Raw genomic sequence first — 13583 nt, 5'->3', positions numbered from 1 at the left:
CCGCGGCGCCGGGCAGCACGCCGGGGGGAAGCCCCGGAGGCGCGCCCGGCAAGTCCGCCTCGCCCGCCTCCCCCGCGCACACTCCGCAATCGAGCGCCAGCGAGGCGGTCGGCGATGCCCGCCGCGCCAGCCCGCCTACCACCTCGGCCGCATCTACCGCCTGCTCGGCCATGGCGCGATAGGTGGTCCATTTGCCGCCCAGCACGCTGACCAGGCCCTGCGCCGAGACCTCGACGCGGTGCTCGCGCGAGAGCCGGCTGCTTGCACCATCGCCTCCATCCTCGCCGAGCAAGGGCCGCAGGCCGACGAAGACGCTGCGCACGGCCTCGCGCGCCGGCGGCCGACGCAGCCAGCGCGCAGCGGCGGCCAGCAGCTCGTCCACCTCGCCCGCGAGCGGCTCGGGCTCCGCCGGCGTATCGGCGCGCGGGGTGTCGGTGGTGCCGATCAGCACCTTTCCGCACCAGGGAATCATGAACAGCACGCGTCCGTCCGGGGTGCGCGGCACCAGCAGCGCGTCGCTGCCGGGCAGACAGTCGGCGTCGACCACCAGATGCACGCCCTGGCTCGGGCGCAGCAGCGCGCGGGCGGCCGGATCGGCACGTCGGCGCAGCGTGTCGCCCCACACCCCGGTGGCGTTGATCACCGCGCGCGCAGCGACATGGTGCGCTTGCCCACCCTCGGCCTCGCGCACCACCACGCCGCGCAGCCGACCGTCTTCCACCACCAGCTCGTGCGCGGCGCAGTGGTTGAGCAGCAGCGCACCGTGGGCGCTCGCCGTGCGCGCCAGCGCGAGCGCCAGGCCGGCGTCGTCGAACTGGGCATCGCGGAAGGCCACGCCGCCGCCCAGCCCCTCCTCGCGCAATCCGGGCAGCGCCGCATGCAGCCCGGCTGCGTCGAGCAGCGTGCAGCCGCCCAGCCCGTCCCGACCCGCTAGCGCGTCGTAGGCGCCGAGCCCGAGACGCAGCAGGAGCCGCTCCGCCAGGTTGCGCGCCGGCACCACGAAGCGCAGCGGATGCACCAGCGCGGGCGCGTTGCGCAGCAGGCGCCCGCGCTCGCGCAAGGCTTCGCGCACCAGGCCGATGCGGCCCTGGGCGAGGTAGCGCACGCCGCCGTGGATCAGCTTGGTCGAGCGCGAGCTGGTGCCGGCGGCGAAGTCGCGCGCCTCCACCAGCAGCACCGAATGGCCACGCGCCGCCGCGTCGAGCGCGCAGCCCAGCCCGGTGGCACCGCCGCCGACCACGACGAGGTCGACCGCGCGCGCGTCGGCGAGGCGGGCGAGAAGCCGACGACGGGCGTGCGGATGGACGGATTCCATGAGCGCGACCGGCGCGAGCCGCTCAGTCCTGCGCCCACGCCCGCGCACGCTCGACCGCGCGCACCCACACGGCGCGTGCCTCGTCGCGCCGTGCCGCCGGCCAGCGCGGCTCGAAGCGGCGGTCGAGTTGCCAGTGCGTGGCGATCTCCTGCGGCCGCTTCCACAGCCCGCAGCCAAGCGCAGCCAGGCAGGCGGCGCCGAAGGCGGTGGTCTCGAGCAGGCGCGGACGCAGCACCGGCACGCCGAGCAGGTCGGCCTGCATCTGCATCAGCAGGTCGTTGGCCGCGGCGCCGCCATCGACGCGCAGCTCGGCGAGCGGCGCGGCGCCGTCGCGTGCCATCGCCTGGACGAGGTCGGCGCTCTGCATGGCGATCGCCTCCAGTGCCGCACGCGCGATGTGCGCCGCACCGCTGCCACGCGACAGGCCGAGCAGGGTGCCGCGCGCGTGCGGGTCCCAGTACGGCGCGCCCAGCCCGGTGAAGGCCGGCACCAGCACCACCCCACCGCTGTCGGGCACGCTCGCCGCCAAGGCCTCGACCTCGGACGCGCGCTTCACCAGCCCGAGGCCGTCACGCAACCACTGCACCACCGCACCGCCCATGAACACGCTGCCCTCGAGCGCGTAGCTGGGCGCCGCATCCACCCCGGTCCACCCCACGGTGGTCAATAGCCGGTGCGCGGACGCCACCGGCACATGGCCGGTGTTCATGAGCAGGAAGCAGCCGGTGCCGTAGGTGTTCTTCGCCATGCCCGGGGCGAGGCAGGCCTGGCCGAAGGTCGCCGCCTGCTGGTCGCCGCCGATGCCGGCGATCGGGATCGCGGCACCGAACAGCGCCGGATCGGTCTCGCCGCACACCCCGCTGCTCGCCACCACGCGCGGCAGCAGCACGGGCGGGATGCGGAAGCGCTTGAGCAACACCGGATCCCAGTCCAGCGTGTGGAGGTTGAAGAGCAGCGTGCGCGCGGCGTTGCCCGCATCGGTCAGGTGCAGCCGGCCGCCGCTCAGATGCCACAGCAGCCAGCTGTCGATGGTGCCGAAGGCGAGCTCGCCGCGCTCGGCGCGCACGCGCGCATCGGGAACGTGGTCGAGCAGCCAGGCGAGCTTGGTGGCGGAGAAATAGGGATCGAGCTCCAGCCCGGTGCGCGCGCGCACGTCCTCTGCGCAGCCCGCGGCGCGCAGGCGCTCGCACTCTACCGCGGTGCGGCGGTCCTGCCAGACGATCGCGGGGGCGAGGGCGCGTCCACTGGCGCGCTCCCACAGCACGGTGGTCTCGCGCTGGTTGGCGATGCCGATCGCCGCCACCTCGCGTGCGGCCACGCCGGCATTGGCGAGCGCCTCGCGGGCGCAGTCGAGCTGGGTACGCAGGATGTCCTGGGGATCGTGCTCGACCCGGTCGGGCGCAGGGAAGTGCTGCGCGAATGCCTGCTGGGCGAGGCCGCGCACGCGGCCATCGGCGTCGAACACGATCGCGCGCGAGCTGGTGGTGCCCTGGTCGAGGGCGAGCAGGTAGGCCATGGCGACTCCGCACGGGGGCTGACCGCGATACCGCGAGCCTAGCGCCGGACGCGCCCCGCCGCCACCCGGGAAAGCCACGATGTGATTCAATGGAGTCCCCTTCGTTGCAGCGCAACAACCGCCATGCCCGCCTTCTGGATGATCGTCTCCTGCTTCCTGTTCGCCTGCATGGGCGTGTGCGTGAAGCTCGCCTCGGGGGCGTTCTCGACCGGCGAGATCGTGTTCTGGCGCGGGCTCGTGAGCATGCTGATGATGGTCGGACTGGCGGCGAGCCGCGGTATCGGCCTCAAGACGCCGCACTGGAAGATGCACCTGTCGCGCAGCGTGTCGGGCTCGATCGCGCTCGGCTGCTACTTCTTCGCGATCGGCCTGCTGCCGCTGGCGACCGCGGTCACGCTCAACTACACCTCGCCGCTCTTCGTCGCCCTGGTGCTGGCGCTGTTCTTCGGCGAGCGCCTGCGCGCCATCGCCGTGCTCGCGATCCTCGCCGGCTTCGCCGGTGTGGTATTGCTGCTGCGCCCCACGCTGCAGCCCGAGCAATGGCTGGGCGCGCTCGCCGGACTGGGCTCGGGTGCCCTGGCCAGCCTCGCCTACGTGAGCCTGCGCGAGCTCGGCCGTGCCGGCGAGCCGGAAGTTCGCACGGTGTTCTGGTTCTCGGTGATGACCTCGACGATGGGCCTGGCGTGGGCACTCGCCGGCGAGTTGCACCGCCCCGATGCCGGGCAACTCGCCACGCTGCTCGGCGTCGGCCTCTTCGGTGGGCTCGCCCAGCTCGCGATGACGCGCTCCTACCGCTACGGGCGCACCGTGGTGTCGGCCAACCTGAGCTACGCCACCGTGATCTTCGCCAGCGTGTTCGGCATGCTGCTGTGGGACGAACTCATGCCGGCCTCGTCCTGGCTCGCGGTCGGCCTGATCGTGGCCGGCGCGATCGGCGTCTCGCTCGCCACCCCGAAGCCGGCACCGCTGCCGGCCCGTGCCGTCGCGACGGATTGAGCCCCGCCGGTGCGCGGACTATAGTGGGGGCATCTCCGATCACCTCCAGGGAGGCTGCCATGATCAGCACCGAGAGCACCGACAAACTCGTCTCGCTCGTCGTCTTCGGCGAATTCACCCTCGCCGACTACAAGGAGTTCGAAGACGTGGTCAATTACCGGGTGCAGTTCAGCGGACCGGTCGACCTGCTCTTCGACCTGCGCCAGATGGCGGGCTTCACGCTCGACGTGGCGTGGGAGGAGATCAAGTTCTCGCGCCAGCACGCGGGCGATTTCCGCCGCATCGCGGTACTCACGGAAGACCAGTGGCTGACCTGGAGCGCATGGGTGTCGCAGCTCTTCGTCACCGCCGAGGTCAAGGTCTTCGACGACGAGGACGAGGCACGCGCCTGGCTCGCCGCCGAAACGACCGCAGAGACCACGGGAAGCGCGCAGTGAACGCTTCCTACGCGACGCTGATCGGTGCGATCGATCTCGCGCAGCACCTGCGCGACGCCGACTGGGTCGTGTTCGACTGCCGTGCCGACCTCGTCGATCCGGTCTTCGGCCAGCGCGCCTACGACGTCGCGCACGTGCCGGGGGCCTTTTTCATCGACCTGGAGACCGGGTTGTCGGGGCCGAAGACCGGCCGCAACGGCCGTCACCCCCTGCCCGATCCCGCCAGCCTCGCCGCCCGGCTCGCCGCCTGCGGCGTGGGCAACCATAGCCAGGTGGTCGCCTACGACGACGCCGGCGGCATGTTCGCCGCGCGCCTGTGGTGGATGCTGCGCTGGCTCGGCCATCATCGCGTCGCGGTACTCGATGGCGGCCTGCAGGCCTGGATGGCGGCCGGGCTCGCGCTCGACGACGAGCCGCCGCGTGCGCGCCCCGCGACCTATACGCTGGCGCTGCGTCCGGACCGGGTCGATACCCAGTACGTGCAGCAACATCTCGGCCGCCGCGACATGCTGCTGCTCGATGCGCGCAGCCCCGACCGCTTCCGCGGCGAGAACGAGGTGCTCGATCCGGTGGGCGGGCACATCCCCGGCGCACGCAACCGCTTCTTCCGCGACAACCTCGACGCGCGCGGCTGCTTCAAGCAGGCCTCGGTACTGCGCGAAGAGTTCGCCAGCCTGCTCGGCGCATACACGCCGCGCCAGGTGGTGCACCAGTGCGGCTCGGGCGTCACCGCCTGCGTGAACCTGCTCGCGATGGAGGCCGCCGGGCTGACCGGCTCGCGCCTGTATGCGGGTTCGTGGAGCGAGTGGTGCGCAGATCCCACGCGGCCGATGGCACGCGGCCCGGCCTGAAAGCGCGCGGGCCGCCCAGGGCGGCCCGGACCTCCCCGCGTCGCAAGCGACGCACTACCAATCGACCTTCTCCACCGCACCGAGCGAACGCCCCAGAAAGCGCTCGCCGATGGTCTGGAAGCGCAGCGGCACGTCGCTCACCACGAAGCGGTAATCTGCGACGCCCCCGCCACCGCGCGCCAGCCCGGACAGCTGCAGGCGCTCGGCGGCCAACTCCGCGGTGGTCAGCGCCGAGTCGATCAGGCGCACGCGCGCCCCGGCGACGTCGCGTAGCAGGGGCTTGAGCAGCGGGTAATGGGTGCAGCCCAGCACGAGGCTGTCGACCTCCTCGGCGAGCACCGGGCGCAGGTATTCCTGCGCGGTGAGGCGGGTCACCTCGTGGTCCAGCCAGCCTTCCTCGACCAGCGGCACGAACAGCGGGCAGGCCTGGGAATACACCCGCACCGCCGGATCGAGTTCGTGCATGCGGCGCGCGTAGGCGTTGCTGTTGATCGTGGTCGGCGTGCCAATGACACCGATGCGCCGTCCCGGCGAGGCCGCCACCGCGGCGCGCGCGCCGGCCTCGATGACGTCGAGCACCGGGATGCCGGCGGCCAGCCGGTGCACCACGTCCGCCGCCACCGCCGCCATGGTGTTGCACGCGATGATCAGCATCTTGACGTCGCGCTGCAGCAGGAATTCGGTGATCTGCGCGGTGAAGTGCTCGATCGTGGCGACCGACTTCACCCCGTAGGGCACGCGCGCGGTGTCGCCGAAGTAGACGATGTCCTCGAGCGGCAGGCGCTCCATGAGCGCGCGCACCACGGTGAGCCCGCCGACGCCGGAATCGAACACCCCGATCGGGCGCGCAGCCGCGCTCATCGCCCGCCCCCGCTGCAGGGGACGAGATCGGTCAAGACAGCACCACCGAGGCGAACTTGCGCTTGCCCACCTGCAGCACCACGGTCTCGCCGGCACGCAGCAGCAGGCCCTTGTCCTCGGCGCGCTCGCCGTCGATGCGCACCCCGCCCTGCTCCACCATGCGCATCGCCTCGGAGGTGGTGCCGGTGAGCCCGGCCTGCTTGAGCACCTGGAACAGCGGCAGGCCGCCGGCGCCCACGTTCACATTGACCTGCGGGATGTCATCGGGGATCGCGTTGCGCTGGAAGCGTGCCTCGAAGTCGGCAAGCGCCTCCTCGGCCGCACGCTGGCCGTGGAAGCGGGCGACGAACTCCATCGCCAGCATCACCTTGACGTCGCGGGGATTGCGCCCGCCCTCGACGTCGGCGCGCAGCTGCGCGATCTCGGCGCTGGAGCGGAAGGACAGCAGCTCGTAGTAGCGCCACATCAGGGTGTCGGACACCGACATGGTCTTGCCGAAGATCTCCTTGGCCGGCTCGGCGATGCCGATGTAGTTGCCGAGCGACTTGGACATCTTGTTGACGCCGTCGAGGCCCTCGAGCAGCGGCACCATCACCACGCACTGCGGCTCCTGCCCGTAATGCTTCTGCAGCTCGCGGCCCATCAGCAGGTTGAAGCGCTGGTCGGTGCCGCCGAGTTCGACGTCGGCCTTCATCGCCACCGAGTCGTAGCCCTGGCACAGCGGGTAGAGGAACTCGTGGATCGCGATCGGCTGGTTATTGCCGTAGCGCTTGGCGAAGTCGTCGCGCTCGAGCATGCGCGCCACGGTCTGCTGCGCGGCCAGGCGGATCATGCCGGCGGCGCCGAGATCGTTCATCCAGGCCGAGTTGAAGCAGATCTCGGTCTTCTCCGGGTCGAGGATCTTGAACACCTGCTCCTGGTAGGTCCTGGCGTTCTCGAGGATCTGCTCGCGCGAGAGCGGCGGGCGCGTGCTGTTCTTGCCGCTGGGGTCGCCGATCATGCCGGTGAAGTCGCCGATCAGGAACTGGACCTGGTGACCGAGTTCCTGGAAGTGACGCATCTTGTTGATCAGGACCGTATGGCCGAGATGCAGATCGGGCGCGGTGGGGTCGAAGCCGGCCTTCACCCGCAGGGGCTTGCCGCGCTTGAGCTTCTCGACCAATTCGGCCTCGATCAGCACGGCGTCGGCGCCGCGCTTGATGAGGTCGATCGCCGCCTGAACATCAGACATTCAATTTCTCCAAAATTACTTTGCCGAACCGAAGCGCACCTTTGCTACACTTCCGCGACTTTTTTCCACATCCCAGCCCACCGAGACCATGAAGGCCAGAAAGACCCGAATTCTAGCCGATCTCCCGGCTCGTCTCCTCTCCCGCCCGCGAACCTGGGTTGCCGCCGGTATCACCGGGGTTTCCATGCTCGGGGTGGTCGCCGCGACCGCGGTCGCACCCGGCAGCCTGCCTTCGGACCTGCTCGTCGAGCGCGTCGTCGAGGCCCTGCCCGCGCCGGCGGTCACGCGCACCGGCACCGACGCCTCGCTACCCTTCGTCCATTACGAACGCATCCAGGCCGGCGACACGCTGCAGGCGATGTTCAACCGCCTGCGCATCGACGACGCCGAGGCGCTCGCCCACCTCTCCGCGTCCGATGCCGGCCGCAAGGCGCTGCGCCAGCTGCGCGCGGGCCGCTCGGTCACCGCGGTGGTGTCGCCGCAAGGCCGTCTGCTCAGCTTCTCGCTGCCGGTCGGCAACACGGACGCCGAGGTCGTCCTCGAACGCGACGACGCCGGCCTCGCGCTGCGTGAATCCAGCGGCGCCACCCAGACCACGATGGTCGAGATGCGCTCGGGTACGATCACCCACTCGCTTTTCGGCGCCACCGACGACGCCGGCCTGCCCGACAACGTGGCGACCCAGCTCGCCACCATCTTCGGCACCTGGATCGACTTCCACACCGACCTGCGCAAGGGCGACCGCTTCAACGTGGTCTACGAGGCCATCTACGAGGAAGGCAATCCGGTGCGCGCCGGGCGCATCCTCGCGGCCGAATTCATCAACAATGGCGACCGCCACGCGGTGGTGCTGTATCGCGGTCCGAGCGGCAAGGAGCAATACTACAGCGACGACGGCGAGAGCCTGCAGCAGGGCTTCCTGCGCTCGCCCCTGGAGTTCTCGCGCGTCAGCTCGAACTTCGGCCGCCGCCTGCATCCGATCCACGGCAACTGGCGCGACCACAACGGCACCGACTTCTCGGCACCCGTCGGCACCCCGGTGATGGCCACCTCGGACGCCACCATCGAGTTCATCGGCACCCAGCGTGGCTTCGGCAACCTGATCGTGCTCAAGCACCGCAGCGATATCACCACCCACTACGCCCACCTCAACGGCTTCGCCAAGGGCCTCGCCAAGGGGCAGGCGGTGAGCCAGGGCGATCTGATCGGCTACGTCGGCTGCACAGGCTGGTGCACCGGGCCGCACCTGCACTACGAGGTGCGCCTGAAGGACGTCCCCGCCGACCCGATGACGGTGGCGCTGCCGATGGCCGACTCCTTCAATGACCGGGAACTCGCCGCCTTCAAGCGCAACACCGCGCATCTGCGCCAGCGCTTCGCGCTGCTCAACTACGAACTCGCCGACGCACGCTGAGCACCGCACGGCCGGACCAAAGCAAACGGGGCGCCGCGGCGCCCCGTTTTGTTTGCGACAACCGCGTTCACACCGTGAACGACGAGCCGCAGCCGCAGGTGCTGGTCGCGTTCGGATTGCGGATCACGAACTGCGAGCCTTCCAGGCCTTCGGTGTAGTCGATCTCCGCGCCCACCAAGTACTGGTAGCTCATCGGATCGACCAGCAGCAGCACGCCGTTCTTCTCGAACGTGGTGTCGTCCTCGTTCACTTCCTCGTCGAAAGTGAAGCCGTACTGAAAGCCCGAACACCCGCCGCCCGACACGAAGACGCGCAGCTTGAGGTCGGGATTGCCTTCCTCTTCGATCAGCTCGCGAACCTTGTTCGCGGCGCTATCGGTAAAGACCATGATTTCCGGGGTTGCGACTTCTGCGCTCATGTTTTCTCCTCTGCTGGGGAACACCGCGGATGATGCGCCTTCCGCGGTTGAATCGTCAAAATGTGATCGAATCCGGTCGTAACAGTTCCCTCAGGGGCTGACCGGCACGATGTCGAGCCCGGTTTCCTCGTCGAAACCGAACATGATGTTGAGGTTCTGCACCGCCTGGCCTGCCGCGCCCTTGACCAGATTGTCGATCACCGACAACACCACCACGGTGTCGCCGCCCTGCGGGCGATGGACCGCGATGCGGCACAGGTTGGAGGCGCGCACCGAGCGCGTCTCGGGATGGCTGCCCGCGGGCATGACGTCGACGAAGGCCTCGCCAGCATAGCGCTTCTCGTACAGCCCCTGCAGGTCGGCAGCGTCGACCCCCGGCTTCAGACGACCGTACAGCGTGGCGTGGATGCCGCGGATCATCGGCGTCAGGTGGGGCACGAAGGTCAGCCCGACCGCGTGCCCGGCGGCCAGAGCCAGCCCCTGACGGATCTCCGGCAGATGGCGATGGCCCGGCACGCCATAGGCCTTGAAGGAGTCGGCGGCCTCCGGAAGCAGGGTGTGCACCTCGGCCTTGCGGCCGGCGCCCGAGACGCCCGACTTGGCATCGGCGATCAGGTGATCGGTGTCGATCAGCCCGGCCTCGACCAAGGGCAGGAAGCCGAGCTGGACCGCGGTGGGGTAGCAGCCCGGGTTGGCGAGCACGCGCGCGCCGCGGATCTGCGCGCGATTGACCTCGGGCAGGCCATACACCGCCTCGGCGACGAGTTCCGGCGCCGCATGCTCCATGCCGTACCACTTCTGCCACTCGGCGACGTCGCGGATGCGGAAGTCGGCGGCGAGGTCGATCACCCGCACCCCGGCAGCGACCAACTCGGCCGCCTGCTTCATCGCGATGCCGTTGGGCGTGGCGAAGAACACCGCGTCGCACTTCTCCAGGGCGGCGTCCTGCGGGGTGACGAACTTGAGATCGACCCGGCGGCGCAGGCTGGGGAACATGTCGGAGACCGCCATGCCGGCCTCGCCGCGCGAGGTGATCGCGGTCAGCTCGACCCCGGGGTGGCGCGCCAGCAGACGCAAGAGCTCGACGCCGGTATATCCGGTACCGCCTACGATTCCAACCTTGACCATGCTCGTTCCTCGCGACGAAAGACTGAACCGCGATTATCTCATCATCGGCCGACGCGGGCGGTGAACGCCTCGTTACGGCTGCCGCACCCCGAACTGCAAGAACGCGTGCGAGCGGGACACACAAGCACGAAAGCCGCCCAAGGGGCGGCTTCCGGACTGCGATGCGCGATAAAGAGAATCAGCGCTTCGAGAACTGCTTGGCGCGACGGGCCTTGCGCAGGCCGACCTTCTTGCGCTCGACCTCGCGGGCGTCGCGGGTCACGAAACCGGCGGCACGCAGGTCGCCCTTCAGGCCGGCGTCGTAATCGACCAGCGCGCGGGTGATGCCGTGACGCACCGCACCCGCCTGACCGGATTCGCCACCGCCGACGACGTTGACCATGATGTCGAAACGGCCTTCGTTGCCGGTGAGGACCAGCGGCTGGCGCACGATCATGCGGCCGGTTTCACGCGAGAAGAACTCGTCGACCGGCTTGCCATTGACGACGATGTTGCCGGTGCCCGGCTTGATGAACACGCGAGCGACCGCAGTCTTGCGGCGGCCGGTACCGTAGTTGTAAGTCACAGCCATTGTCGGCTCCTTCAGATCTCGAGAACTTGCGGCTGCTGAGCGGTGTGCGGATGCGACGGCCCCGCGTAGCACTTCAGCTTCTTCAGCATGGCGTAGCCCAGCGGGCCCTTCGGCAGCATGCCCTTCACCGCCTTCTCGAGCACGCGCTCGGGGAAGCGCTGCTGGAGCTTGGTGAAGTTGGTTTCGTAGATACCGCCCGGGTAGCCCGAGTGACGGTAGTACTTCTTGTCCTGCGCCTTGTTGCCGGTCACGCGCAGCTTTTCGACGTTGACCACGACGATGAAGTCGCCGGTGTCCACGTGCGGGGTGTAGATGGCCTTGTGCTTGCCACGCAGGCGGCGGGCGACTTCGGCGGCGAGACGGCCAAGCACCTTGTCCGTGCCGTCGACAACGAACCAGTCGCGCTTGACCTCGTGCGGCTTGGCGGAAAACGTCTTCATGTGAATCCTCGATCTTTGTCGGGCCGTCGGAGATGGCCGTCAAACGGAAAGCTCGCAATCCTACTTCCAACACATGAATCGTGTCAATCGTCGAAGCGCGAACGCGGGCGGAGAACAAAAAAAACGCAGTCCGATCGGACTGCGTTAAATCCACACCAAAGGAGGAGGGTGGAGGAGACACGGCTTGGATCGGCGCGACCCCGGACGTGGGAGTCGATGCGTCTGCGATCCGACTGGAACGGATTATGCATAGCTACCCCGGGCTGTGCAAGGCATTTTTGTGCGACGCGGAAGAAAAGTTTTGATTGATTGATCAGCTCGCTTTATCGCAAAGCAGCTTTTTGTTTTAAATCAATTTTCGCTCTTTTCGCGACCTCCAAGCCCCTCACCCGGACGCGGACACCCCCCTCCCTGCGCCCCGTTTTGCTGCAGTGCATCACTACGGAGCCGTATTGAACCCGGCCGCGCTCGCCTCGGGCCCGGAAGTTTCAACCGCAAGTCGGCACGGGCACGAAGGATGCGGCGACGCCAGGCGAGGCGCACGAACTCCATGACGCACTGCGGTAACATGCCGCCCCAACCCCCAACGAACCCGACAACGGGACCAGAACCCGAAGGAGCGAACAGCATGGAATGCACGGTCAAGTGGCTCGACGGCATGAGCTTCATCGCCGAAACCGGCACCGGCCACCTCGTCGCGATGGACGGCGCGCCCGATGCCGGCGGGCGCAACCTGGCTCCACGGCCGATGGAGTTGCTGCTGGCCGGCGCCGGTGGCTGCACCGCCTTCGACGTCATGCTGATCCTCAAGCGCGGACGCCACGATGTGCGCGGCTGCAGCGTGCGCCTCGAAGCCGAGCGCGCGGAGTCCGACCCCAAGGTGTTCACCCGCATCCGCTTCATCTACACGATCACCGGTCGCAAGCTCAAGCGCGAGACGGTCGAGCGCGCGGTGCACCTGTCGGCGGAAAAATACTGCTCGGCCTCGATCATGCTCGGCAAGACCGCCGAGATGATCCACGAGGTCGAGCTGGTCGAGGCGGACTGAGGACCGCGGCGGCGCGAGGCTGCCCTCGCGACGCGGACGAGGGCACGGGAATCGCTCAGAGCCGGTAGGCGAGCGTCGTCATCACCCGCGCGGCGAGCTTCATCGCCCCCTTCGCCGGTGCCGGCAACTCGTGCGCACCCAGGCGCAGCGCCGTCGCGGCGTGCTCGGCCTCGTCCACCTTCATCTGCTCGACGATCGCGCGCGAGCGCCGATCCGCGGCCGGCAGGGTGTCGAGATGGCTCTTGAGGTGCTGCTCGACCTGGCGCTCGGTCTCGGCCAGGAAGCCGAGGTTCCAGCGCTCGCCGAAGCGCCCCGCCGCCAGCCCGAGGGCGAGCGCGCCGCCATACCACAGCGGATTGAGCAGGCTCTTGCGACCACCGAGCTCGGCGATGCGGCGCTCGGTCCACGCCAGGTGCTCGGTCTCCTCCTGCGCGGCCTGGCGCAGGGTGTCGCGAATCGCGGGCTCGCGCGACATGATGGACTGCCCCTGGTAGAGCGCCTGCGCGCACACCTCGCCGACATGATTCACCCGCATCAGCGCCGCCGCATGGCTGCGCTCGGCTGCGCCCAACTCGGCATCGGGCACGCCCTCGCCCGGCATCGCCCGCACGCTGCGCGCCGACGCGAAGACCGTCCGCAGGGCCTTGTCGAACTCGATGATGGCCTGATCGATCATTGATGCACTCCAGACGGGTCGATGGGGTCGCGCCGCTCCCGCAGCAGGCGCAACGCATGCTCGCGGTCGCGCGGCCCGGCCGGGCCGTCGCAGAAATAGTCGTGCGCCAGCGCCGCGCGCGGGCGGTTGTAGCCGCTTTCGACGATGGGCTGCCAGGCACTGTTTTTCAGCGCCGCCCAGGTCCCGTCCTTGCGTCCGCTGGCGTAGATCCGGCGCTCGAAGGTGGCGCAGCGGATGCCCTCGAAGCTGACGTTCTCCGCGCCGCCGCGCGTGCGTACGACCAAGGTGTAGCGCACCACGCCATCCGCCCCGACGCCGACGCTGTCCTCGTCGACGAAGAAGGCATTGGGAGAAGGCGTGCCGACGTCGATCGCACGCAGCGCGGCCTCGCGCGGCGCGGCCGGCATCGTCGCCTCGCCCTCCTTCCAGTCGGGATCGGCATCCGACAGAAACCCCGCGGACGCGGGCGCCGACAGGAGGGCGAGGGCGACAACGCCGGCGCGTGGAAGTGCACCGAGCGAGGGGCGCAAGAAACGGCTCGGGAAAGGACTCAAGAGTAGGAACTCCGCATCGGGGAGGAAGGAAGCGGGCAGCGCCGAAGCAGGACCGGCGCGTCCACGGCACACGGTCCCGCCGCGGCGGGCACGCGCCGGCCGCACGGGGCCAGCCCGCCGCCGGCCT

The 13583-nt window shown here is 69.3% G+C and carries 15 protein-coding genes; 5 read left to right on the top strand and 10 right to left on the bottom strand.

Annotated features, from left to right (window positions below; genetic code table 11):
• Both C665_RS14520 and glpK read right to left on the bottom strand, forming a co-directional pair.
• A partial coding sequence (locus tag C665_RS14520) for a glycerol-3-phosphate dehydrogenase/oxidase (RefSeq protein ID WP_004317058.1) occupies nt 1-1315 on the bottom strand: 1315 nt, incomplete at its 3' end.
• 22 nt (nt 1316-1337) lie between these two features.
• Nucleotides 1338-2831 (bottom strand): glycerol kinase GlpK, encoded by a 1494-nt coding sequence (gene glpK, locus C665_RS14515; RefSeq protein WP_004317056.1) that lies wholly within the window; start codon nt 2829-2831, stop codon nt 1338-1340.
• A gap of 123 nt (nt 2832-2954) precedes the next feature.
• Between glpK and C665_RS14510 the strand changes: the two genes are divergently transcribed.
• Genes C665_RS14510 through C665_RS14500 form a run of 3 tightly spaced genes read left to right on the top strand, consistent with a single transcriptional unit; the run spans nt 2955 to nt 5115 of the window.
• On the top strand, nt 2955-3827 hold the full coding sequence (locus tag C665_RS14510) for a DMT family transporter (RefSeq protein ID WP_004317054.1): 873 nt from the start codon (nt 2955-2957) through the stop codon (nt 3825-3827).
• 59 nt (nt 3828-3886) lie between these two features.
• Nucleotides 3887-4264 carry a SpoIIAA family protein gene (locus tag C665_RS14505; RefSeq protein WP_004317053.1) on the top strand — a complete coding sequence of 126 codons (378 nt, stop codon included), beginning with the start codon at nt 3887-3889 and terminating at the stop codon, nt 4262-4264.
• On the top strand, nt 4261-5115 hold the full coding sequence (locus C665_RS14500; protein ID WP_004317051.1) for a sulfurtransferase: 855 nt from the start codon (nt 4261-4263) through the stop codon (nt 5113-5115). The genes C665_RS14505 and C665_RS14500 overlap by 4 nt, the downstream gene beginning before the upstream one ends.
• 54 nt (nt 5116-5169) lie before the next feature.
• Here C665_RS14500 and murI read toward each other — a convergent pair whose 3' ends face one another.
• Together murI and tyrS are read right to left on the bottom strand one after the other, a co-directional pair.
• On the bottom strand, nt 5170-5976 hold the full coding sequence (gene murI / locus C665_RS14495; RefSeq protein WP_004317050.1) for a glutamate racemase: 807 nt from the start codon (nt 5974-5976) through the stop codon (nt 5170-5172).
• A 31-nt stretch (nt 5977-6007) separates the two neighbouring features.
• Nucleotides 6008-7207, bottom strand: a complete 1200-nt coding sequence (gene tyrS / locus C665_RS14490; protein WP_004317048.1) for a tyrosine--tRNA ligase — start codon at nt 7205-7207, stop codon at nt 6008-6010.
• A 184-nt stretch (nt 7208-7391) separates the two neighbouring features.
• Between tyrS and C665_RS14485 the strand changes: the two genes are divergently transcribed.
• On the top strand, nt 7392-8621 hold the full coding sequence (locus C665_RS14485; RefSeq protein ID WP_004317046.1) for a peptidoglycan DD-metalloendopeptidase family protein: 1230 nt from the start codon (nt 7392-7394) through the stop codon (nt 8619-8621).
• Between the two features lie 67 nt (nt 8622-8688).
• Here the strand turns inward: C665_RS14485 and erpA are convergent, their stop codons facing one another.
• From erpA to rplM, 4 genes are all read right to left on the bottom strand, one after another.
• Entirely contained in the window at nt 8689-9039 is a 351-nt protein-coding gene (erpA, locus tag C665_RS14480; RefSeq protein WP_004317044.1) for an iron-sulfur cluster insertion protein ErpA, read from the bottom strand.
• 90 nt (nt 9040-9129) lie between these two features.
• A complete protein-coding gene (argC, locus tag C665_RS14475) occupies nt 9130-10167 on the bottom strand; it encodes an N-acetyl-gamma-glutamyl-phosphate reductase (protein ID WP_004317042.1) in 1038 nt (345 codons plus the stop codon).
• A 178-nt stretch (nt 10168-10345) separates the two neighbouring features.
• The gene (rpsI, locus tag C665_RS14470; protein ID WP_004317040.1) at nt 10346-10738 is read right to left on the bottom strand and encodes a 30S ribosomal protein S9; all 393 of its coding nucleotides are present in this window, start codon (nt 10736-10738) and stop codon (nt 10346-10348) included.
• Nucleotides 10739-10749: 11 nt separating this feature from the next.
• The gene (gene rplM / locus C665_RS14465; RefSeq protein ID WP_004258894.1) at nt 10750-11178 is read right to left on the bottom strand and encodes a 50S ribosomal protein L13; all 429 of its coding nucleotides are present in this window, start codon (nt 11176-11178) and stop codon (nt 10750-10752) included.
• A 628-nt stretch (nt 11179-11806) separates the two neighbouring features.
• Between rplM and C665_RS14460 the strand changes: the two genes are divergently transcribed.
• Nucleotides 11807-12226, top strand: a complete 420-nt coding sequence (locus C665_RS14460) for an OsmC family protein (protein WP_004317038.1) — start codon at nt 11807-11809, stop codon at nt 12224-12226.
• Between the two features lie 55 nt (nt 12227-12281).
• Here C665_RS14460 and coq7 read toward each other — a convergent pair whose 3' ends face one another.
• Both coq7 and C665_RS21350 read right to left on the bottom strand, forming a co-directional pair.
• Nucleotides 12282-12902, bottom strand: coding sequence for a 2-polyprenyl-3-methyl-6-methoxy-1,4-benzoquinone monooxygenase (gene coq7 / locus C665_RS14455; protein WP_004317036.1), 621 nt, complete (start codon nt 12900-12902; stop codon nt 12282-12284).
• Nucleotides 12899-13432, bottom strand: coding sequence for a CNP1-like family protein (locus C665_RS21350; protein WP_004317034.1), 534 nt, complete (start codon nt 13430-13432; stop codon nt 12899-12901). The genes coq7 and C665_RS21350 overlap by 4 nt, the downstream gene beginning before the upstream one ends.
• Between the last annotated feature and the right edge of the window lie 151 nt (nt 13433-13583).

This window comes from Thauera aminoaromatica S2 (genome assembly GCF_000310185.1).
Lineage (GTDB): Bacteria > Pseudomonadota > Gammaproteobacteria > Burkholderiales > Rhodocyclaceae > Thauera > Thauera aminoaromatica.
This window is presented reverse-complemented; position numbering and strand designations above follow the sequence as displayed.